The sequence below is a fragment of the Enterococcus sp. AZ167 genome (genome assembly GCF_051714025.1).
Lineage (GTDB): Bacteria > Bacillota > Bacilli > Lactobacillales > Enterococcaceae > Enterococcus_D > Enterococcus_D casseliflavus.
Genome location: NZ_JBIORB010000003.1, coordinates 113,031 through 135,000 on the forward strand (window position 1 = coordinate 113,031; position 21,970 = coordinate 135,000).

At 44.9% G+C, this 21,970-nt stretch carries 17 protein-coding genes and 1 rRNA gene (1 of these 18 running past the window's edge); 14 read left to right on the forward strand and 4 right to left on the reverse strand.

Going from position 1 to position 21,970, the window contains the following annotated elements; genetic code table 11:
- Positions 1-31: 31 nt before the first annotated feature.
- Positions 32-910, reverse strand: coding sequence for an aldo/keto reductase (locus tag IGJ05_RS14665; RefSeq protein ID WP_371179787.1), 879 nt, complete (start codon positions 908-910; stop codon positions 32-34).
- A gap of 97 nt (positions 911-1,007) precedes the next feature.
- On the opposite strand from IGJ05_RS14665, the gene IGJ05_RS14670 reads away from it, so the two are divergent.
- Positions 1,008-1,376 (forward strand): winged helix-turn-helix transcriptional regulator, encoded by a 369-nt coding sequence (locus IGJ05_RS14670; RefSeq protein ID WP_005233339.1) that lies wholly within the window; start codon positions 1,008-1,010, stop codon positions 1,374-1,376.
- Between the two features lie 62 nt (positions 1,377-1,438).
- Here the strand turns inward: IGJ05_RS14670 and IGJ05_RS14675 are convergent, their stop codons facing one another.
- The 3 genes from IGJ05_RS14675 to IGJ05_RS14685 form a co-directional block, all read right to left on the reverse strand.
- Positions 1,439-1,738 carry a hypothetical protein gene (locus tag IGJ05_RS14675; RefSeq protein WP_010748994.1) on the reverse strand — a complete coding sequence of 100 codons (300 nt, stop codon included), beginning with the start codon at positions 1,736-1,738 and terminating at the stop codon, positions 1,439-1,441.
- A 153-nt stretch (positions 1,739-1,891) separates the two neighbouring features.
- Positions 1,892-3,289, reverse strand: a complete 1,398-nt coding sequence (locus IGJ05_RS14680; RefSeq protein WP_317726340.1) for a L,D-transpeptidase family protein — start codon at positions 3,287-3,289, stop codon at positions 1,892-1,894.
- A gap of 283 nt (positions 3,290-3,572) precedes the next feature.
- Positions 3,573-4,556, reverse strand: a complete 984-nt coding sequence (locus IGJ05_RS14685) for an L-lactate dehydrogenase (protein WP_005230720.1) — start codon at positions 4,554-4,556, stop codon at positions 3,573-3,575.
- A 355-nt stretch (positions 4,557-4,911) separates the two neighbouring features.
- On the opposite strand from IGJ05_RS14685, the gene pth reads away from it, so the two are divergent.
- From pth to IGJ05_RS14750, 13 genes are all read left to right on the forward strand, one after another.
- Entirely contained in the window at positions 4,912-5,472 is a 561-nt protein-coding gene (gene pth, locus IGJ05_RS14690; RefSeq protein ID WP_005230721.1) for an aminoacyl-tRNA hydrolase, read from the forward strand.
- 11 nt (positions 5,473-5,483) lie between these two features.
- Positions 5,484-9,002 carry a transcription-repair coupling factor gene (mfd, locus tag IGJ05_RS14695; protein ID WP_266166628.1) on the forward strand — a complete coding sequence of 1,173 codons (3,519 nt, stop codon included), beginning with the start codon at positions 5,484-5,486 and terminating at the stop codon, positions 9,000-9,002.
- Between the two features lie 15 nt (positions 9,003-9,017).
- Positions 9,018-10,649: a polysaccharide biosynthesis protein gene (locus tag IGJ05_RS14700; RefSeq protein WP_225001158.1), complete on the forward strand. Its 1,632-nt coding sequence runs from the start codon at positions 9,018-9,020 to the stop codon at positions 10,647-10,649.
- The gene (locus IGJ05_RS14705; RefSeq protein WP_005230745.1) at positions 10,636-10,902 is read left to right on the forward strand and encodes an RNA-binding S4 domain-containing protein; all 267 of its coding nucleotides are present in this window, start codon (positions 10,636-10,638) and stop codon (positions 10,900-10,902) included. The genes IGJ05_RS14700 and IGJ05_RS14705 overlap by 14 nt, the downstream gene beginning before the upstream one ends.
- A gap of 83 nt (positions 10,903-10,985) precedes the next feature.
- On the forward strand, positions 10,986-11,432 hold the full coding sequence (locus IGJ05_RS14710) for an FtsB family cell division protein (protein ID WP_005230746.1): 447 nt from the start codon (positions 10,986-10,988) through the stop codon (positions 11,430-11,432).
- Between the two features lie 74 nt (positions 11,433-11,506).
- Positions 11,507-11,950 (forward strand): S1 domain-containing RNA-binding protein, encoded by a 444-nt coding sequence (locus IGJ05_RS14715; protein WP_010748998.1) that lies wholly within the window; start codon positions 11,507-11,509, stop codon positions 11,948-11,950.
- 100 nt (positions 11,951-12,050) lie between these two features.
- Positions 12,051-13,451 (forward strand): tRNA lysidine(34) synthetase TilS, encoded by a 1,401-nt coding sequence (tilS, locus tag IGJ05_RS14720; RefSeq protein WP_231473069.1) that lies wholly within the window; start codon positions 12,051-12,053, stop codon positions 13,449-13,451.
- 19 nt (positions 13,452-13,470) lie between these two features.
- On the forward strand, positions 13,471-14,016 hold the full coding sequence (hpt, locus tag IGJ05_RS14725) for a hypoxanthine phosphoribosyltransferase (protein ID WP_005230750.1): 546 nt from the start codon (positions 13,471-13,473) through the stop codon (positions 14,014-14,016).
- Between the two features lie 73 nt (positions 14,017-14,089).
- Positions 14,090-16,198 carry an ATP-dependent zinc metalloprotease FtsH gene (gene ftsH, locus IGJ05_RS14730; RefSeq protein WP_010749000.1) on the forward strand — a complete coding sequence of 703 codons (2,109 nt, stop codon included), beginning with the start codon at positions 14,090-14,092 and terminating at the stop codon, positions 16,196-16,198.
- A 142-nt stretch (positions 16,199-16,340) separates the two neighbouring features.
- Positions 16,341-17,222 carry an Hsp33 family molecular chaperone HslO gene (gene hslO / locus IGJ05_RS14735; RefSeq protein WP_266166626.1) on the forward strand — a complete coding sequence of 294 codons (882 nt, stop codon included), beginning with the start codon at positions 16,341-16,343 and terminating at the stop codon, positions 17,220-17,222.
- Positions 17,223-18,236, forward strand: coding sequence for a tRNA dihydrouridine synthase DusB (gene dusB, locus IGJ05_RS14740; RefSeq protein WP_060791889.1), 1,014 nt, complete (start codon positions 17,223-17,225; stop codon positions 18,234-18,236).
- A gap of 96 nt (positions 18,237-18,332) precedes the next feature.
- Positions 18,333-19,826: a lysine--tRNA ligase gene (lysS, locus tag IGJ05_RS14745; RefSeq protein WP_034858661.1), complete on the forward strand. Its 1,494-nt coding sequence runs from the start codon at positions 18,333-18,335 to the stop codon at positions 19,824-19,826.
- 662 nt (positions 19,827-20,488) lie between these two features.
- Positions 20,489-21,970: ribosomal RNA gene (locus IGJ05_RS14750) — 16S ribosomal RNA — on the forward strand (it continues 77 nt past the right edge of the window).

Sequence of the window (21,970 nt, forward strand, 5' to 3'; positions counted from 1 at the left end):
CTCCTAAGGTTTTGTTTAGTATATCGTTTGGTTAATGAAAATCGAATGTGTCTGGATCTGGACCCACTCGTAAGTCTTCATTTAATGCGTTCAAGCGGTCCATGTCAGCTTCTGATAAATGGAAATCAAAAATCGCTGCATTAGCGATCATTCGCTCAGGGTGCGTCGATTTGACATTGACTAAGATCCCTTGTTGAATAGCCCAGCGTAAAAGCACTTGTGCCGCTGATTTTTGCTGTGCATCGGCGATCGCCAAGACGGTGTCATCTTTCAGCAGTTTGCCTTGCATCAATGGCGACCAAGCTTGGATCGCAATTGCTTTTTCGCCACAAAAAGCCCGCAGGTCTTGTTGCGTCAGTTTGGGGTGCAGCTCGATCTGATTGATAACAGGAACGACCTTAGCAATGGCCAATAATTGCTCCAGATGATGGATCTGGAAGTTGCTGACCCCGATCGCTTTGATTTTTCCAGCCGCATAGAGGTCTTCCAAGGCACGCCAGGACTCTTGAAATGCTTGATTTCCTGGCCAATGGATCAAGTACAAGTCGAGATACTCGAGGTTTAAGCGGGCCAGACTTTCATTGAAGGCGTGGATCGTTTCATCATAAGTTAAATGATCGTTCCAAAGTTTGGAAGTGACAAAGAGTTCTTCACGAGCCAACCCCGTTTCTTGTAAGCCTTGTTTGATTCCTGCCCCTGTTCCTGTTTCATTGCCGTAAATCGCTGCTGTATCAATCAGGCGATAGCCATTGATAATCGCTTGCTTCACGACCTCTGCTGTGTCAGCTTCAGGGATTTGAAAGACACCTAACCCCAACCCGGGGATTTCGCTGCCATTGTTCAGGGTAACGGTATCTGATAATTTTCCGATCATAAAAACATCTCCTTTATTTTTTTCTGGTATCATCATATAATGAGGAGGTAAGGTTGTATAGTACGTACTTTTTTGTTTGATACACACCTTTTGGTAACATTTATGTGTTTGCAGACTTGATGAGGTGGAAAAAATGGAAGAAAAAATTTATAATATCGGTGTTGAAGCAACCATGGATGTCATCGGCGGGAAGTGGAAACCCATCATTCTTTGTAATTTACGCCATGGGGCATTACGTCCCAGTGATTTACGGCGGAAGATCCCTGGCATCAGTCAAAAAATGTTGACCCAGCAATTGCGGGAATTAGAAGAATCTGACATCGTTACTCGCAAGTCCTATAATCAAGTACCACCTAAAGTTGAGTATTCCTTGAGTGAATATGGAGAAACCTTAGGCGGCTTATTGGATACTCTTTGCCAGTGGGGCACGATGCACGTTGCTGCACTGCAAGACAAAGGAGAGCAAGTTACTTTGTTAGAACAAGAAGAAGCGATTGTCTAGCAGAGGGCAATTGGCATGAGAAAAGGCGGCAGAAACCATTGGTTTCCGTCGGCCTTTTTAGGTTATGCTTGTTGGATCAATTCTAGAATGGCCTCAGTATTCATCCCGCTGTAATGATTGACGGGAAACGAAAGGCGCTTGATGCGTGGTGGGATGGCCTGCTTGATCATCGGATCTGTTAAAGAAAGCAAGGGATCGACCAAAACGAGTTTTTCTTGCGCAAAACGATAATTCGCCAGACGTTCTGGTGTCACAACAGTTACGCTGATTTGATCCTCTGACAGCAGTTGGATGTTGCGGGCGAAAATTTTAATCAGACTTCCAGCTAAAGTAGAACGATCAATAAAAACGACTTTTTCCAAAATGATTCTCCTTATTAATTAAAATGGTTAATTAAGTATATTAATTAAATCGTTCTTTGTAAATAGGAACATTTGGGAGACAACAAAAAAGCCGCAAAAGATTTTCTTTTGCAGCTTTTGGTTCGTCTATAAAAAGGTTTGATTCTTTTTCGATTAAATCACGATCACGGGTGTCCCGACTTCGACTTTGCTGTACAATTCTTTCATCACGCCTGGCGGAGTATTGATACAGCCGTGAGAACCACGGGTTTTCCAAAGATCGCCACCGTATTCCGTCTGCCAATCAGAATCATGGATACCGACACCAGTCCAATCGATGGGCATCCAGTAATCAACAGGGGACGCATAATCTTCACCAGTCAAGGTTGCATCTTCTTCTTTGTTCCAGACATAGAAGACGCCAGTTGGTGTTGGTGTGGCTGGTTTTCCGGAAATTATGGCTGTTTCAAGAACAAGCTGTCCGTCTTTGTAATACCACATGTGTTGGTTTTTTAGATCAACTTCGATATAGGTGTTGCCAAACAGCGGACTGCCTGCATCGGTGCTTCCTTGAGCGATCGGTGTACGCGTGAAGTCTTCGCCAGCTTTTAACGCCTCGATCAATGCTTCTGTTTCTGCATCGGTTTGGATCGTCCAGCTAAGAGTACCGGCTGGGACTGTCACTTCGCCTTGCTTGGTACTTTTGAAGGTCGAAGAATTGGTGCTAGTATTGTATTGTTCGCCGATCGATGTGACATAGCTTCGTACTTTGTCTTCGTCGATCGTTGTGTTGCCGTCTTTATAAGAGAGCCAATCCATGATCGTTTCTCTTGGGATTTGAAACGTATTTCCGTTGATCGTATAATTGCCAGTTACTTTGGCGATTTTATTCAACGAATCCATTTCTTTCGTTAAGTCTGGATCATCGGCGGTCACACTTGGTTTTGTGACATAATCAACGAGATTCAGTTCCTTTTCGCCGCTGACGATGGCTTCTTGCAAGTCTGCCACTGCTTTGTCAACATCGATGGCATCGCCGTCAACTTCTGATTTGATAGAAAAGCCGTCTTCGCCTTTTTCCAACGTGGCATCAGCCGATTTGGTACGATCTTCATTTAAGGTTTCGAGTTCTTTTTGGATCGTGTTGGTCTCGCTAGTCAAGGTGTCTTGGTCTACTGAGAGATTGTCTAATGTTTTTTCTTCGGCAGCCGAAACGTAAGCCATTCCCCAGCTCCACTGGTTTTGTTCATCTTTTAATGATTGCAGCTCATCGGTGAAATCCGTCTGCAAACCAAATTGAGCAAGGTTGACTGTTTTCCATTCGCTATCACCATCTTTGATGGTAAAGTCTTCTTGTGAATAGCGATCATGCAGCAGGGCGTTGGCCTCGACAACGGTTTTGTTGCTGATGTCGATCCCATCGATTTCAGTCTTTGGTAGAAAACGGTTTGCATAATATGTACTTCGGTAGGTATAGCCGCCAGCGATCACGACGAGTAAAGCAGCCACAACGATCAGAACAATTTTCTTCGTATTATTCTTGGCGTCAGTATGTTTGTTTGAACGAGTCATTCAACTACTCCTTTTTCTAATGGCATAATAGATAATAACGCTTAAATCATACCATATTCCCACGGGAAAGCGAATATGGCAAATGAAACTTCCATAAAAAATAGAAAATTCTTAAACTATCTTTAGGCAAGCTGTAGAAACGCATTTCTTACGATAAAAAAACTGAACGAATCGGCAGCAAGCCATCTTGATCAAAGGATTCTGAAAAAGAGTGAGCTGGAGGATTCGTTCAGTCGCATAATTGACTAACTAAAATTGACTATTTAACACGAGGGAAAAGAAATTATTGATTGTCTTCCGCATCTAATTTTGCAAAAGCTTCATCAAGAATATCTTTTAATTGTTTTGCCGAAGCGGCCATCCGGTCTTTTTCACCATCTGTTAATGGGATCTCAATTACTTTTTGAATCCCTTGGGCATTGATGACTGCAGGCGCACCGATGTACAAGTCGTTTAAGCCGTATTCGCCGTTCATGTACACAGATAATGGGAGAACAGCATTTTCATCGTCTAAGATCGCACGAGTGATCCGTGCTAAGGCTACCGCGATCCCGTAGAAGGTCGCACCTTTTTTCTCGATGATGGTGTAGGCTGCATCACGAACACTGAAGAAAATGTTGACCATTGCTTCTTCATCGATGTCTGGGTTGTTTTTGACCCATTCATAGATTTGTAGGCCAGCTACGTTGGCATGAGACCAAACAGGGAATTCTGAATCGCCGTGTTCCCCTAAGATATAGGCATGGACGTTACGGGCATCGACATCGACCAATTCAGCCAATGCTTGACGGAAACGGGCAGAGTCTAATGAGGTACCTGAACCGATAACGCGTTCTTTCGGGAAGCCTGAGAATTTCCAAGTAGAATAAGTCAAAATATCGACTGGGTTTGCTGCAACTAAGAAAATTCCGTTAAAGCCTGAATCAACGATTTGGGTAACTACTTCACGGTTGATTTTCAAGTTTTTATGAACTAAGTCTAAACGGGTTTCGCCTGGTTTTTGAGGCGCACCAGCAGTAATAACGACTAAATCAGCATCATGTGCATCTTCATAAGAAGCGGCATAGATTTTTTTAGGGGAAGTAAATGCCAAAGCATGGGACAAGTCAATTGCGTCGCCTTCTGTTTTTGCTGTATTTATATCAATGATTCCGACTTCTTGCGCAATGTTTTGGGTCACCAGCGCAAACGCGTAACTAGAACCAACCGCACCGTCTCCAACAAGAATTACCTTTTGGTGATCTTTTTTGTTCGTTTTTGCAGTCATCTGTGTATCATTCCTTCCGCATAATTGTTTTACTCGCTATCATCCTACCATTTTCAAGTATGTTTGTCATGTGATTTGCACAACAATATTACACAAAATATCGCTGTTTCAGTTGTAAATGCTTTCTTTGTTATTACGTCAAAAAGAAGATATATCAAGGTTTTATTAAGATTCGTTAAGAAAGATAAAAACTGAGCAAGAGGGCGCCACCATAACAGTCCATTTCGTGTTATAATTACCTAAGCAAAAGAACTGGGCGCATTTGTGTGCCCAGTATTTTGTGTTTGGATAAGAAAACCGATAAAATAGATGAAGAATCAGCTTGAAACTAGAAATAATGGAGCGTAAATAAAAAATGAAAATGATTGTAGGCTTGGGAAATCCTGGCAAAAAATATGAAAAAACCAAACATAATGTTGGCTTTATGGTAGTGGATGCGTTGGCACAAAAGTACCAAGCAACCTTTAAAAAGTCGGCTTTTGAAGCAGAGGTGGCAGAGTTTTTCTTGAATGGTGAAAAAATCCTTTTGGTCAAACCACAAACTTTCATGAATGAATCCGGTCGTGCGGTAGGCCCGTTGATGACCTATTTTGGCATCTACCAAGAAGAACTAGTGGTGGTCTATGATGACCTCGATTTAGCATTAGGGAAAATTCGTTTGCGCCAAAAAGGCAGTGCAGGTGGCCACAATGGGATCAAGAGTTTGATCGCTCATTTGGATTCAACAGTCTTTGACCGTATCAAAATCGGGATCGATCGTCCACGTCCAGGACAAACAGTGGTCAATCATGTCCTGAGTCCTTTTGCAAAAGACGATCTGCCCATCGTTTTACAAAGTATTGATAAAGCGGTCGAGGCAAGTAGTGATTACTTGACCAACGGCGACTTTCTTGCCACAATGAATCGATTTAACTAAGGAGGGCCGAGATGGATTTAATTGAATTAATAAATAAAGTGCCGACAGTGGCGGCTTGGCATACAGGTTTACGTGAACAGGCCCCCCGGCAATTACTGACCGGTCTAGCTGGATCGGCAAAAACATTAGCGATCACTGGTGTGTATCAGGCATTTCAAAAACAAGTGATCGTCGTGACACCTAATCTCTATTATACAAATCAACTAGCCGAAGATCTGCGCAATGTGACGGAAGATGTCTACGTTTTTCCAGTGGATGAAGTGTTGTCAGCCGAAATGGCTTTTTCTTCACCAGAAGCCAGAGAAGAACGCGTGGCAGCGCTGAATGCTGTTTCTCAAGGGAAAACGGGGATCTATGTGTTGCCGGTGGCGGCTTTGCGAAAGTATTTGCCTGAAAAGAAAACCTGGTTAGCCAATCAATTTCAATGGCAGATCGGCGATGAGATCGATTTAGAGCGTTTGCCGCAACAATTGATCTTGATGGGTTACGAACGTCAGTCAATGATTGGCAAACCTGGCGAATTCAGTATTCGTGGGAGCATCCTCGATATTTATCCATTAAACGCCGAATATCCCGTACGGATCGAGTTATTCGATGTAGAAATCGACTCGATGCGTTCTTTCAACGTGGAAACGCAACGCTCAGTGGAAACGCTGCAGCAAGTGGCTATTTTACCCACTACCGAATTGGTTTTCTCAGCGGAAGATTTAGCTGCGGGGCAAAAGCAGCTGCAAGAATTATTGAACAAACGGTTGGCAGTCACCAAAGAAGCAACCGATCGCGCCTTTTTAGAAGATTATTTTGGCCAGTTGGCTTCTCAATGGCAAGCGGGGATTCCTGGTGAAAGTGCCCGTTATTACACGGATTTACTGTATCGTCAGCAAACGAGTGTCTTAGATTATTTTTCTGAAGATGCCTTTTTGATGATCGATGATTATGCTCGGATCATGGAGACCAATCGTGAGATCGAACGGGAAGAGGCGGAGTGGCATACCCAAAAATTAGCGGAGCTGCGGGTCTTTTCTGAACAGCAATTCGGGATCGATGTCCATCAGCTGCTGCAAAAAGAAATCTTTGTGACCAGCTTCTTTTCTTTATTCCAAAAAGGAATGGGGAACATTCGCTTCCAAGCGATCCATCAATTCCAATACCGGCCGATGCAGCAGTTTTTCAGCCAAATGGGTCTCTTGAAAGTTGAAATCGATCGCTGGGAGAAGCAGCAGCAGACGGTGATTTTTCTGGTCAGTGACCAAGAGCGGGCCAAGAAGTTAGAGCAAGATCTGCGAGATCATGATATCTATGCCGTGCAGACGCAACAAGACCGCCTGTTTACAGGACGCACCCAAATCGTGGTGGAACGTTTGCAAAGCGGCTTTGAAATGCCGCAAGACAAGCTAGTGGTGGTTACGGAAAAAGAAATTTTCCAAAAGATGAACAAAAAAAGAGCCCGCAGGCAAAATGTCACCAATGCGGAACGGCTCAAAAGCTACAATGAGTTAAAAGCGGGCGACTATGTCGTCCATGCGAATCATGGGATCGGGAAGTACATCGGCATGGAAACCTTAGAAGTCGATGGCGTCCACCAAGATTACATGACGATCTTGTACCAAAACGAAGACAAGCTCTTTATTCCAGTCACCCAACTGAATTTGATTCAAAAATATGTGGCTTCCGAATCGAAAACACCGAAAATCAATAAATTAGGTGGCAGCGAGTGGGCGAAGACCAAGCGCAAAGTGACGGCTAAAATTGAAGACATCGCAGATGATTTGATTTTATTGTATGCCAAACGCGAATCAGAAAAAGGCTATGCTTTTCAACCAGACGATGCCTATCAAAAAGAATTTGAAGATGCCTTTCCGTATTCGGAAACCGATGATCAGCTGCGCAGTACGGCAGAGATCAAGCGGGATATGGAAAAAGAAAAGCCGATGGACCGCTTGTTAGTCGGGGATGTTGGTTTTGGGAAAACAGAAGTGGCGCTGCGGGCTGCTTTTAAAGCGATCAAAGAAAGCAAACAAGTGGCTTTCTTAGTACCGACAACGATCTTGGCGCAGCAGCACTATGAAACGATGGTCGATCGTTTTGAAGGATTCCCCGTCAATGTTGGGGTACTGAGTCGTTTCCGGACGAAAAAACAGCAGAATGAAACGATCGAGCAAGTGCGCAAAGGGCAAGTCGATATTTTGGTGGGGACCCACCGATTATTGTCAAAAGATGTCGAGTTTGCTGATTTGGGCTTGTTGGTGATCGATGAAGAACAACGGTTTGGGGTTAAACACAAAGAGCGCTTGAAACAACTGCGTTCGCAAGTCGATGTGTTGACGTTGACGGCAACGCCGATCCCACGAACATTGCATATGTCGATGCTGGGGGTACGGGACCTATCTGTGATCGAAACACCACCAGAAAATCGTTACCCGATCCAAACCTATGTGATGGAGATGAATCCAGGAGCGGTGCGAGAAGCGATCCAACGGGAGATGGCACGGGGAGGTCAAGTGTTTTATCTCTATAATCGTGTCGATACGATCGAGCGAAAAGTCGAAGAACTGCAGGCGTTAGTGCCAGACGCACGAATCGCTTATGCCCACGGGCAAATGACCGAGATCCAATTGGAAAACACCTTATTTGACTTTATTGAAGGTCAATACGATGTGTTGGTGACGACGACGATCATTGAAACCGGTGTGGATATTCCCAATGCCAATACGTTGTTTGTGGAAAATGCCGATTACATGGGACTTTCGACGTTGTATCAGCTGCGTGGCCGTGTCGGTCGAAGCAATCGGGTCGCCTATGCGTATTTCATGTATGAACAGCAAAAAGTGTTGAATGAAGTCAGTGAAAAACGCCTGCAAGCCATTAAGGACTTTACCGAGTTGGGGTCAGGTTTCAAAATCGCGATGCGAGATCTTTCGATTCGTGGAGCGGGTAATCTATTGGGGGCGCAGCAGCACGGCTTTATCGATGCAGTCGGGTTTGACATGTACTCGCAAATGCTGTCTGAAGCAGTCACTCGGAAACAAGGGAAAAATACCCAAACAGAAAAAACGACCGTCGAGATCGATCTGGGGATCGATGCCTACTTACCGACTTCGTATATTGAAGACGAACGGCAAAAAATCGAGATCTACAAACGAATTCGTGAGCTGGAATCCCAAGAAGCAGTTGATGAACTTCAAGATGATCTGTTAGACCGTTTCGGTGAATACCCTGTAGAAGTGGCACATCTCTTAACGGTGGGCGAGATCAAAATGAACGGCGATCGTGCCTTGTTAGAAACTATCCGCAAGCAGCAGCAGACGGTGTCGTTTACTTTGAGTAAAGTCGGCACGAAAAATTATTCGGTGGAGCAGCTGTTTGAAGCATTGAAAGCTACTAAATTAAAAGCCACGATGGGTGTCGATCATGAGCAAATGACCATCAAATTACAGATTCCGCCAGTGATGAAGGAAAGCACCTGGCTATTAGAAATCCAAGATTTTGTCAAAGCGTTACGGGAACAAAAATACGCCAGCCAAGGCTAGAAAGGAACCAGCGGGATGCCGAAATCACAATTGAAGCGTACGATGGAAGGGGCGTTTATTTTAACGATCGCTTCCTTTATCGCAAAAATCTTAAGTGCCGTTTATCGGGTCCCTTTTCAGAACCTGGTAGGGGACGAAGGGTTTTATGTGTATCAACAAGTCTATCCGATTTATGGATTGGCGATGACGTTAGCGTTGTCAGGGTTGCCACAGTTTATCTCCCGCATCGTCGCTGAAGAACCCGATCCTTTGAAAAGCAAGGAACGGCTGCAAGCGTTGACGCCTTTCGTACTTTGGTCTGCGATCGGTTTATGGGCGGTGACCTTTTTATTTGCTGGTCCGATCGCACAAGTGATGGGGGACCACCAACTGGCGGGCTTGATTCGAGTCGTTTCTTTTACCTTCTTATTTGTCCCGCCTTTGACCTTTTATCGAGGAATGTTTCAAGGAAATTTGCAAATGGTGCCGACAGCAGTTTCCCAAGTCGTAGAGCAGCTGCTTAGAGTTGGTGTGATTTTAGGTGCTGCGGCAGCTTTCCAGCAATTGGGCTGGACGATTTATCAAACGGGGACTGTCGCCATGATGGGTGCCTTAGTCGGGGGCCTTGCGGCGTGGTGGATCTTAAGTTATTATAGCCGACAAATCAACGGCAAACGCCTGTCGCTATGGCACAAACCGGTCACCAGTACAGGAGAAAATCCCGCTGGTTTATCCGCCTCGTTGAAGAAACGGTTCTTCTTAGAAGGCGGTCTGTTGACGATTTATAGCGGCTATTTGATCTTGTTCCAGTTAGCGGATTCGTTTTTATTGACCAATGCGCTAGAAGCGGGGGGGCTGACGGCACAAGCAGCCCGAATTTCAAAAGGGATCTATGATCGCGGACAACCCCTCGTCCAACTAGGTCTTGTGGTGGCGATGGCGTTAAGCTCGACGTTTTTGCCAACGTTGACCAAGTATTTGACGGTAAAAAATCAGCAGCTGTTTGAAAAGTCGGCAAAAATGTATTTGCGCCTGACGATCGGGATTGCTTCGGCTTCCGCCGTGGGCTTAGCGATTTTGCTGCCTTATATTAACTTTGCCTTATTCAAAGACGGTTCTGGCAATGCGGCGCTGGTATTGTTTGTCTTTTCTATCGCTCTGATGGCGACGATCCAAGCCTATCAAAGCATTCAACAAAGTCGCAATACCTATACCTTCGGCTTGCTGGCTGCGGGGATCGGTCTTTTGATCAAATGTCTATCGATGTGGCCGCTGACTGCTTCTTATGGGACTGCAGGAGCGAGTATCAGTACACTGTTGGGGTTAGGCGCGACCTTATGCTGTTTTGTGGTTTCCGAACAGCGTCGAGCACAAAGCAGCATCAATCACTTTTGGCATGAAGGAAATTATGGAAAAAAACTATTTATTTGTTTAGGGATCATGGCAAGCGTGCTATTCTTATATTATAGCTTCGTTGCGATCTTATTGAACGGTCCTTTGACCCATCGACTACAGGCACTGCTTTTTTGCCTAGGCGGTGTCGGTCTGGGAGGCGCAGCCTTTATCGGGGCAGCGATCAAAATCAAATTGTTAACGATTCGCGAATGGCTGTTAGTTCCATTTGGAAAGAAACTATTAAGAAGAGGTGAAAAACATGAGATTAGATAAATTTCTTAAAATCTCCCGCATCATCAAGCGTCGCTCTGTGGCCAAAGAAGTGGCAGACAAGGGACGCATTCAGATCAACGGCAAATTAGCCAAGTCAAGCAGTGACGTCAAAGTAGGCGATACCATGCGCATTCAATTCGGGAATAAGGTCTTGGAAGTAAAAGTCAATGAATTGCATGAATCGACGAAAAAAGAAGACGCTGCAAAAATGTATGAGATCGTTTCAGAGGAAAGAATCTCAGAAAATGCTTGATTTTTACGGCATTTTCAGTTAGACAAGCTTTGCGGATGTTGGTATAATGTAAAAAACAAAGACAGCGACGGGAGCGAGTTCAGGTGGCAAAAGAATCAAATAAAAAAATAGAACTATTGCAGACCGATTATGCGAAAGAGCAATTTGCCAAGTTTGAAAAAGAGCGGCGGCAAGTCGTGTTTCGCCGACGTCGGCTGGTGGCGTTTTTCGTGGCGGCATTAGCGATATTTGCGATCGTAGGGATTCAAATGTTCAACGATCAAATGCGCCTGCAAAAGCTAAAGGAATATAAGGCGGAAACAGTCGCCGAACAAAAAGAGGCAGAACAAAAGGTGGCTTCACTGGAGCGAGACGTTGCCTTGTTGCAAGACGATGAGTATGTGGCAAAATTGGCCCGCAGCCGATTCTTCTACTCAAAAGATGGCGAAAAAATCTATCCAGTCTTGCCAGACGGGACGGATTCTCAAAACACCAATGAGCGTTCTTCGCAAAGCGGACAAGAATCATCATCCACAGAGTCACAAGATTAAGCAATGTCATACCTACTCAGCGCAGTAGTTTGAATTATTTTAAATGGGTAAAAATTAGGAGGAACATTTTTTATATGTCAATCGAAGTTGGAGCGAAACTAAAGGGCAAAGTGTCTGGTATTACAAATTTTGGTGCGTTCATTGATCTTGGTGAAGGGAAAACTGGTTTGGTGCATATCAGTGAAGTATCAAACGGATTCGTCAAAGACATTCACGACGTGTTGTCTGTTGGGGATGAAGTGACAGTACTTGTTACGGCAATCGGCAACGATGGAAAAATCGGCCTATCGATCCGCAAAGCAGAAGATAAACCGGAAGAAAAACGTGAATACCCGAAAAAAGAATTCAATCGACCAAATCCGAAAAAATCTTTTTCACGCAATCAAAATACGAATGTAAATAAACAAGACTTCGATTCATTGATGAGTTCTTTTCTAAAAGATAGTGATGATCGTCTTTCGTCATTACGTCGAAATACAGAAGGAAAACGCGGTGGCCGCGGCGGACGCCGTAACTAAACATGAATAGCAAGTTGGAAAAAGCTGGAACAAAACTGTTGGTTCGTTTTGTTTCAGCTTTCTTTCTTGTGTGATTACCAAATGAGAAGGAGGTCAAACGATGGTCATTCAAACCGTTCGAGGGCAACTCACTGCCATCGATCCTGAAAAAAAACGCCGCTTTTTGCTGGCGGTATCGACGGGCGTCGATTCGATGGTCTTGTTGCAGATCTTTTGTCAGTTGTTTCCTGAAATGCAAAAAGAGCCATGTTTTGGTGTGGCACATGTGAACCATCAATTGCGTCCAGCATCTGCCAAGGAAGCGGCTTTTTTACGGCAGTACTGCCAAGAACGCGGCATTCCTTTTTATGAGCGGTGCTGGGAAAATCCGCCAGAAACCGGCGTAGAAGCTAGCGCTCGAAACTTTCGCTATACATTTTTTGCCGACGTCATGTCTCAAGAAGGCTATGATGTTTTGCTGACTGCTCACCACAGTGATGACCAAGTAGAAACGATGTTGATGAAGATGATGCGAGAAGGGCGCTTGCGATCGGCTGGCGGGATGAAACAGCAGCAGCCTTTTCACACAGGGATCTTGTTGCGTCCACTGCTTACTGTCAGCAAGGCAGCGATTTACGACTATGCGCAAGCACAGCAGATTCCCTACTTTGAAGACGAAAGCAATCACGAACCGCTGTATTTGCGAAACCGACTACGCCAGCAAGTAGTGCCAGCCTTAAAAGCGGAAAATCCGCAGCTGCTGCCGCATTTTCAACAGCTTTCTGAAGAAGTACAGTTCGCCAATCAGCTGATCCAACAAGAGCAGCAGCAATGGTTGTCTGCATTCGTTCAACAGCAAGCTGCTCGCTTAGTGATCAATCTGCAGCAGCTGCCGACGTTTTCGCCAGCGCAACGCTATTTTTTCTATGCGGGTTTTTTACAGCAAGCAGAGGCTTTCACGAAGCAGCCCCTCAATCAAAAACAGCTGCCGCAGGTATTGCGTCTGCTGGATGAAAAGAAAGGGCAATGGCAATTGGCGTTGCACAAACAGTGGCAGCTGCGGCGCAGTTATGACCAATTGTTATTGGAACCTGTTACTGTTCCCCAAAAGCCTGCAGCGCTGTTGACAGAAGTTAGTCAGCGACTGGTTTTAGGGGAGGGGATCTATCTTTCTGAAAAGGAATGGATTGGGTATTTTCCGATAAATGAACAGCATATTCCCAAAAAAATCACAAATTGGTCAGAGTTTTCCCAAGATTTACCGCTAAACTATTCCTCTGAGCTGGTGGTGCGTAAGCGCCAGCCGGGAGACCGAATCCGCTTGGCGCGTGGTCTGACCAAAAAGATCAGTCGTTTTTTTATCGATTCAAAAATTCCTAATGAAGTGCGAGAAAAAAGTTGGGTCGTCACAAACCTTGAAAAAGAGGTGATTGCCTTACTACCTCATACATTTTCCTATTTGAGTATTGCGCCAGAAACTGATAAAATACACTACATACTTCTTTATAAATACCAGGAGTAAGAGTTGGAAGGAGAACTTTATGCTAGATAAAGATATTGAGAAAATTTTGATTTCCCGTGACGAAATCAAAAATCGTTGTGTGGAACTTGGTCAAGAATTAACGGCGGCTTATGCGGATAAAAATCCTCTAGTCGTTGGTGTGCTGAAAGGTGCCGTTCCTTTCATGGCAGACATCGTTCGTGAGATGGATTGTTACTTGGAGTTAGACTTCATGGATGTCTCAAGTTATGGCAATGCCATGATTTCATCTGGGGAAGTCAAGATCATCAAAGATTTAGATACAAATGTTGAGGGCCGTGATCTCTTGATCGTTGAAGACATCATTGACAGCGGTCGCACATTGGCTTATCTGGTGGATCTATTCAAATACCGTAAAGCGAAATCAGTGAAAATCGTAACGTTATTAGATAAGCCAGAAGGTCGTGTCGTTGAGATCGATGCAGATTATGTCGGCTTCGATGTGCCAAATGAGTTTGTTGTTGGATATGGACTGGACTATGCAGAGCAATATCGAAACTTACCTTACGTTGGCGTCTTAAAACCTAGTGTTTATCAGTCAAATTAGTGACTGTTCTAAATCAATTGTGATACAATTAAATGGTCAGGATTGATAAAACAAAATAGCCAGGGAGGTACGCATGAATAAGAAAAATAACGGTATGGTAAAAAATACCTTATATTATGTACTTGTCTTGTTGGCGATGGTCATGGTCGTATATTTCATTTTTGGAAATGGCAATCAGCAGACCCCAACGATCGAGTACTCCACGTTTACAGAGCAGCTGAAAGACGGGAAGATCAAACAGTTTACTGTTCAACCCGCTAACGGTGTGTATCGAATCGTGGGTGAATACAATGAAGAACAAACCGTCAGCAATGACAACAGCTTGTCTGTTTTAGGTAATACACAGGCGAGTTCAACCCGCTTTTCAACGATCATTTTACCGAATGATTCCACACTAAGCGAAGTCACCAGTTTGGCCTCGGCAGAAGGGGTCAAAACCACGATCGAAGAAGAATCCAACAGCGGCATTTGGTTATCGCTTTTGGTTAGCTTCTTACCACTTGTGATCATCATTTTCTTCTTCTACATGATGATGAGCCAACAAGGTGGCGGCGGTGGCGGTGGCGGCCGTGTGATGAACTTTGGCAAATCAAAAGCCAAAGAAGCGGATAAAAAAGCCAACCGCGTGCGTTTTTCAGACGTAGCCGGTGCAGAAGAAGAAAAACAAGAGCTTGTCGAAGTCGTGGAATTCTTGAAAGATCCTCGACGCTTCGTTGAATTAGGTGCTCGTATCCCAGCAGGTGTCTTACTTGAGGGGCCTCCAGGAACCGGGAAAACGTTACTAGCCAAAGCCGTTGCTGGTGAAGCTGGCGTACCGTTTTACTCGATCTCTGGTTCAGATTTCGTTGAAATGTTTGTCGGTGTCGGTGCAAGCCGGGTGCGTGACTTATTTGAAACAGCGAAGAAAAATGCACCAGCCATCATCTTTATCGATGAAATCGATGCAGTCGGTCGCCAACGTGGTGCCGGTATGGGTGGCGGACATGATGAGCGGGAACAAACATTGAACCAGTTGTTGGTTGAAATGGATGGTTTTGATGGGAATGAAGGCGTGATCGTCATTGCCGCAACGAACCGTTCGGATGTTTTAGATCCAGCGTTGCTACGTCCAGGTCGTTTTGACCGTCAGATTTTGGTTGGTCGTCCAGACGTGAAAGGTCGTGAAGCGATCCTCCGTGTCCATGCCCGCAACAAACCTTTATCAGATGATGTTGATTTGAAAGTCGTTGCCCAACAAACACCAGGCTTTGCCGGTGCGGATCTGGAAAACGTCTTGAATGAAGCGGCATTAGTTGCTGCTCGTCGTAACAAGAAAAAAATCGATGCTTCAGATATCGATGAAGCAGAAGACCGCGTGATCGCTGGTCCAGCGAAGAAAGATCGGGTCATCAACAAACGCGAACGTGAAATGGTTGCTTACCATGAAGCAGGACATACCATTGTTGGGTTAGTCTTGAGTCGTGCCCGTGTGGTACACAAAGTAACGATCATTCCTCGGGGACGTGCGGGTGGTTACATGATCGCCTTGCCGAAAGAAGATCAATTCTTGATGACCAAAGAAGATATGTTTGAACAAATCGTTGGGTTGCTTGGTGGTCGTACGGCTGAAGAAATCATCTTCGGTGTACAATCAACGGGTGCTTCCAATGACTTTGAACAAGCAACTGCGCTTGCAAGAAGCATGGTGACAGAATATGGAATGAGTGACAAGTTAGGTCCAGTTCAATATGAAGGAAACCATCAAGTCTTTGTTGGTCGTGATTATGGTCAAACAAAAGCTTACTCTGAACAAGTTGCCTTTGAAATCGATCAAGAAGTTCGCAAGATTTTAATGGATGCTCATCAAAAAGCCCATGAAATCATTGAAGAACACCGTGCACAGCACAAATTGATCGCTGAAAAACTGCTTGAACATGAAACATTAGATGCCAAAGCAATCAAATCCTTGTTTGAAGAAGGCAAAATGCCTGAAGGAACCGAAAGCTCTGAGTATCCTAGTGAAAAAGCTCAAACATTTGAAGAAGCGAAACGTGCGCTGGAAGAAAAAGATGCAGAGAAGCAAGCTGCAGAAAAACACAGCGAAGATGCACCATCAAACGATTTTGATCAACAATTGGAAGACGTTCGCCGCAATAGCGAAAGCCAACCGACTGATCAAGAAAACAAAGATGATAACGCCTAAAACAAGACGTATCAAGGCACCGAGGAAACTCGGTGCCTTTTTGTTTCTATTTAAGAAGACTTTCCTTAAATTCAAACACATTCAGTTGAAAAAAGCGGCGCTTCCTAGTATGATTCATTAATGAATAAAAAGGAGAATCAAGATGAAGGATTATTTAGTAAAAGCACTAGCATATGACGGCTTCGTCCGAGCATATGCAGTATCGGCAACAGAAACGATCGCCGAAGCACAACGACGCCATGAAACATGGAATACGGCATCCGCTGCTTTAGGGCGAGCGATGGTGGGAAGTTTGTTATTAGGCAGTACCTTAAAAGGGGAAGACAAATTGACCGTCAAAATTCAAGGAAATGGTCCTGCTGGGGCAATCGTCGTAGACAGCAATGGCCGTGGGGACGTAAAAGGATACATAAAAAATCCGCAGATCAGTCTGCCGTTGAACCCTCAAGGGAAATTGGACGTTCGGGGCGCAGTGGGTGACCAAGGGATCTTTACCGTGATCAAAGACTTAGGGCTAAAAGAACCCTTCTCTGGACAAACACCGATCGTCTCTGGGGAGCTTGGGGAAGACTTTACTTATTATTTAGCAGTGTCAGAACAGATTCCTTCTGCTGTTGGTCTGAGTGTATTAGTAGAAACCGATGATTCGATTCGGGCAGCCGGTGGGTTTATGCTGCAGATCATGCCTGGTGCCAGTGAAGAGATCATTGATGCCATCGAAAAACGTTTGGGAGAATTGCCTCGAGTATCAACCTTGATCGATGAAGGACAATCACCAGAAGAGATCTTAGAGACATTGTTGCCAGACACGACGATCGAAGTACTAGAAAAAATGCCAGTCCAGTTCCATTGTGATTGCACGAAAGAAAAATTTGCGACGGCGATCATTACCTTGGGGGCTGATGAGATCCAAGCGATGATCGATGAAGACCACGGGGCAGAGGCAGTCTGCTCGTTTTGTGGCAACAAGTATCATTTTGATGAAACGGAATTGGCGGCATTGAAGAAAGAGGCGAAAGCGTAAGTGAAAGATAGACAAACATGGCAGATCGGCTCGGTTGAGATTCCCAACCGCGTCGTCGTTGCGCCAATGGCAGGGATCACCAATTCTGCGTTTCGTGTGACAGTCAAAGAATTTGGCGCGGGTTTAGTCGTCTGTGAGATGATCAGTGATCGAGGGATTCAACTGCGGAACAAGAAGACCCTTGAGATGCTATTTATTGACGAGACCGAGCATCCTCTTAGTATTCAGATTTTTGGTGGGAATAAAGCATCCTTAGTAGAAGCAGCGCAATTTGTCGCAGAAAACACAACTGCCGATATCATTGATATCAACATGGGGTGTCCTGTAAACAAAATCATCAAAGCAGAAGCTGGTGCGAAGTGGCTTTTAGATCCCGACAAGGTTTATGAAATGGTCCATGCTGTTTCCAGTGCGATCGACAAGCCCGTTACCGTAAAAATGCGGATCGGCTGGGATGAGCAGCACATCTTTGCGGTTGAAAATGCCCAAGCCGCAGAAGCAGCGGGTGCCGCAGCGATCGGTATGCATGGCAGAACCCGTGTACAGATGTATGAAGGATCGGCTGATTGGGACGTGTTGAAACAAGTGAAGCAAAGTATCACGATTCCCTTTATGGGCAACGGCGATGTCAAAACCCCTGAAGATGCCAAGCGAATGTTGGAAGAAGTCGGTGCAGATGCAGTGATGATCGGACGGGCAGCGTTAGGCAATCCATGGATGATCCACCGCACCAAGCAATACTTGGAGACAGGCGAGTTATTGCCAGAACCAACACCGCGAGAAAAAATTTCGACAGCGAAACTTCATTTAGAACGTTTGGCTGATCTAAAAGGGGAAAAAATCGCTTCGCGAGAATTTCGTCAACATGCTGCGTACTACTTAAAAGGTATTTCGCGGGCAGCCAAAGTGAAGGCAGCTATCAACCAAGCGGAAGATAAGCAGACGATTTTTGATTTATTAGATGCATTTGTGGAAAAGACCGAAAAACAGCCGCTAGCAACTCTTAAGGAATAAGAAACAAATCAAGTCGATTCGAAAGTTCGGCTTGATTTTTTGCGTCATCATTGGCATTATAAGAAGGAAACCCAAGTTAAGAATGGAGGAAAACTCGTGACAGAGGAACGACAAACACAAGAAGAATTGAATGATCAAATGTTGGTTCGCCGTGAAAAGATGGAAAAACTACGGGAAGAAGGCATTGATCCTTTTGGCAAGCGATTCGAACGCACCCATAATTCTGCCGAGTTACATGAGTTATTTGATCAAAGAACCAAAGAAGAATTAGCCGAAATGAATCTTTCAGCAAGCATTGCAGGAAGAATCGTTACAAAACGTGGAAAAGGTAAGGCTGGTTTTGCACATTTACAAGACCGCGAAGGCCGTATTCAAATATATGTACGTAAAGACCAAGTAGGGGATGAACCTTACGAAGTATTCAAACACGCAGACTTAGGTGATTTCTTCGGCGTATCTGGTGAAATCATGAAGACCGATACCGGTGAAGTGACCATCAAAGCCAAAGAAATCGTGATCTTATCAAAAGCATTGCGTCCATTGCCTGACAAATACCATGGCTTGACGAACGTAGAACAACGCTACCGTCAACGTTACTTGGATTTGATCAGTAATAAAGAAAGCTTTGATCGTTTCATGAAACGAAGCCAAATCATCAGCGAAATTCGTCGTTACCTTGACGGTCATGGGTATATCGAAGTCGAAACGCCAGTATTGCATAATCAAGCAGGTGGTGCAGCGGCTCGTCCCTTCATTACCCACCACAATGCCTTAGACATGGATCTGTATTTACGGATCGCTCTTGAGCTTCACTTAAAACGATTGATCGTGGGCGGCATGGAAAAAGTCTATGAGATCGGCCGCGTTTTCCGAAATGAAGGGATCGATACGACCCATAATCCTGAGTTTACAATGCTAGAAGCGTATACGGCATATACAGATTTCAAAGATGTGATGGATCTGACCGAAGGCATTATCCGTAATGCTGCTGAAAAAGTCTTGCACACAGCAACGATCCAATACGATGGACAAGAAGTCGATCTAGCTAGCGACTTTGCGCGAATCCATATGGTCGATGCAATCAAAAATCAAACAGGTGTTGATTTCTGGCAACCAATGTCCGTTGAAGAAGCCCGCAGCTTAGCGAAAGAACATCATGTTGAAATCAATGATGCCATGACTGTTGGCCATATCATCAATGAATTCTTTGAGACATTTGTTGAAGAAACGTTACAGCAGCCAACCTTTGTCTTCGGTCATCCAGTGGAAGTTTCGCCATTAGCGAAAAAGAATCCAGAAGATGAACGCTTTACCGACCGCTTTGAATTATTTATTGTTGGTCGTGAATTTGCGAATGCCTTCACGGAACTAAATGATCCAATTGATCAAAGAGAACGTTTTGAAGGGCAAGAAAAAGAGCGCGAAGCAGGAAATGATGAAGCCCATGGGGTGGATGAAGATTTCTTAGAAGCACTTGAATACGGTATGCCGCCAACTGGTGGATTAGGGATCGGGATCGATCGCTTAGTGATGCTGTTGACAGATGCGCAATCGATTCGCGACGTTTTATTATTCCCAACAATGAGATAAAAAAACTCCGTCCACTCGCAAGAGATGGGCGGAGTTTTTTCTTGTCTGCTGGATCAGGGTGAAAAACAGCGAGGAATTAGAGGAAAAAACGCCACGATAGTTACCAGAAAACGGATTAAATGCGAACGATAAAAGCTGGATCCAATGCGATTAGACGGGTTTGTAAAAATTGAAAAAAGCCATAGAAAATGATTGACCGCAAGGGATTTAGTTGGTATATTATTACATGTGCCAAATGACTAAATGAATTCCTAAAAAGAATTGAAAAAAGTAGTTGACGCACAGCTCGACAGATGATATTATAACGAAGTCGCAATTTTAAAATAGTTAATTGATGTTGATACATCAACAAAATTAATTGAAAAAAGTTGTTGACAAATAACAAATCATTTGTTATTCTAATTAAGTCGCTGAGACAGCCGCTACGAAGTTGAAAAACAACGAGCGAAAAAAACTTTTTAAAAAAGAGTTGACAATTAAATGTCACTCTGATATGATATAAAAGTTGCTAACACAGCACGGTAGACCTTTGAAAACTGAACAAAGCAAGCAAACGAACCAATGTGTAGGACGTTTCAATTTATTGAAACAAATACATGCAAGCAATAGCTAGCGAAGTTAATTTTTATGAGCTTAATGACCGTATGGTCATTCAAACAAATCATTATGAGAGTTTGATCCTGGCTCAGGACGAACGCTGGCGGCGTGCCTAATACATGCAAGTCGAACGCTTTTTCTTTCATCGGAGCTTGCTCCACCGAAAGAAAAAGAGTGGCGAACGGGTGAGTAACACGTGGGTAACCTGCCCATCAGAAGGGGATAACACTTGGAAACAGGTGCTAATACCGTATAACACTATTTTCCGCATGGAAGAAAGTTGAAAGGCGCTTTTGCGTCACTGATGGATGGACCCGCGGTGCATTAGCTAGTTGGTGAGGTAACGGCTCACCAAGGCAACGATGCATAGCCGACCTGAGAGGGTGATCGGCCACACTGGGACTGAGACACGGCCCAGACTCCTACGGGAGGCAGCAGTAGGGAATCTTCGGCAATGGACGAAAGTCTGACCGAGCAACGCCGCGTGAGTGAAGAAGGTTTTCGGATCGTAAAACTCTGTTGTTAGAGAAGAACAAGGATGAGAGTAAAATGTTCATCCCTTGACGGTATCTAACCAGAAAGCCACGGCTAACTACGTGCCAGCAGCCGCGGTAATACGTAGGTGGCAAGCGTTGTCCGGATTTATTGGGCGTAAAGCGAGCGCAGGCGGTTTCTTAAGTCTGATGTGAAAGCCCCCGGCTCAACCGGGGAGGGTCATTGGAAACTGGGAGACTTGAGTGCAGAAGAGGAGAGTGGAATTCCATGTGTAGCGGTGAAATGCGTAGATATATGGAGGAACACCAGTGGCGAAGGCGGCTCTCTGGTCTGTAACTGACGCTGAGGCTCGAAAGCGTGGGGAGCGAACAGGATTAGATACCCTGGTAGTCCACGCCGTAAACGATGAGTGCTAAGTGTTGGAGGGTTTCCGCCCTTCAGTGCTGCAGCAAACGCATTAAGCACTCCGCCTGGGGAGTACGACCGCAAGGTTGAAACTCAAAGGAATTGACGGGGGCCCGCACAAGCGGTGGAGCATGTGGTTTAATTCGAAGCAACGCGAAGAACCTTACCAGGTCTTGACATCCTTTGACCACTCTAGAGATAGAGTTTCCCCTTCGGGGGCAAAGTGACAGGTGGTGCATGGTTGTCGTCAGCTCGTGTCGTGAGATGTTGGGTTAAGTCCCGCAACGAGCGCAACCCTTATTGTTAGTTGCCATCATTTAGTTGGGCACTCTAGCGAGACTGCCGGTGACAAACCGGAGGAAGGTGGGGATGACGTCAAATCATCATGCCCCTTATGACCTGGGCTACACACGTGCTACAATGGGAAGTACAACGAGTTGCGAAGTCGCGAGGCTAAGCTAATCTCTTAAAGCTTCTCTCAGTTCGGATTGTAGGCTGCAACTCGCCTGCATGAAGCCGGAATCGCTAGTAATCGCGGATCAGCACGCCGCGGTGAATACGTTCCCGGGCCTTGTACACACCGCCCGTCACACCACGAGAGTTTGTAACACCCGAAGTCGGTGAGGTAACCTTTTGGAGCCAGCCGC

Bases quoted from the DNA above. Each gene is read 5' to 3' on its own strand.
- pth (WP_005230721.1), top strand. From the start codon at position 4,912: ATGAAAATGATTGTAGGCTTGGGAAATCCTGGCAAAAAATATGAAAAA.
- IGJ05_RS14715 (WP_010748998.1), top strand. From the start codon at position 11,507: ATGTCAATCGAAGTTGGAGCGAAACTAAAGGGCAAAGTGTCTGGTATT.
- IGJ05_RS14705 (WP_005230745.1), top strand. From the start codon at position 10,636: ATGAGATTAGATAAATTTCTTAAAATCTCCCGCATCATCAAGCGTCGC.
- IGJ05_RS14685 (WP_005230720.1), bottom strand. From the start codon at position 4,556: ATGACTGCAAAAACGAACAAAAAAGATCACCAAAAGGTAATTCTTGTT.
- IGJ05_RS14665 (WP_371179787.1), bottom strand. From the start codon at position 910: ATGATGATACCAGAAAAAAATAAAGGAGATGTTTTTATGATCGGAAAA.
- IGJ05_RS14700 (WP_225001158.1), top strand. From the start codon at position 9,018: ATGCCGAAATCACAATTGAAGCGTACGATGGAAGGGGCGTTTATTTTA.
- ftsH (WP_010749000.1), top strand. From the start codon at position 14,090: ATGAATAAGAAAAATAACGGTATGGTAAAAAATACCTTATATTATGTA.
- tilS (WP_231473069.1), top strand. From the start codon at position 12,051: ATGGTCATTCAAACCGTTCGAGGGCAACTCACTGCCATCGATCCTGAA.
- hslO (WP_266166626.1), top strand. From the start codon at position 16,341: ATGAAGGATTATTTAGTAAAAGCACTAGCATATGACGGCTTCGTCCGA.
- mfd (WP_266166628.1), top strand. From the start codon at position 5,484: ATGGATTTAATTGAATTAATAAATAAAGTGCCGACAGTGGCGGCTTGG.
- IGJ05_RS14670 (WP_005233339.1), top strand. From the start codon at position 1,008: ATGGAAGAAAAAATTTATAATATCGGTGTTGAAGCAACCATGGATGTC.
- IGJ05_RS14680 (WP_317726340.1), bottom strand. From the start codon at position 3,289: ATGACTCGTTCAAACAAACATACTGACGCCAAGAATAATACGAAGAAA.
- hpt (WP_005230750.1), top strand. From the start codon at position 13,471: ATGCTAGATAAAGATATTGAGAAAATTTTGATTTCCCGTGACGAAATC.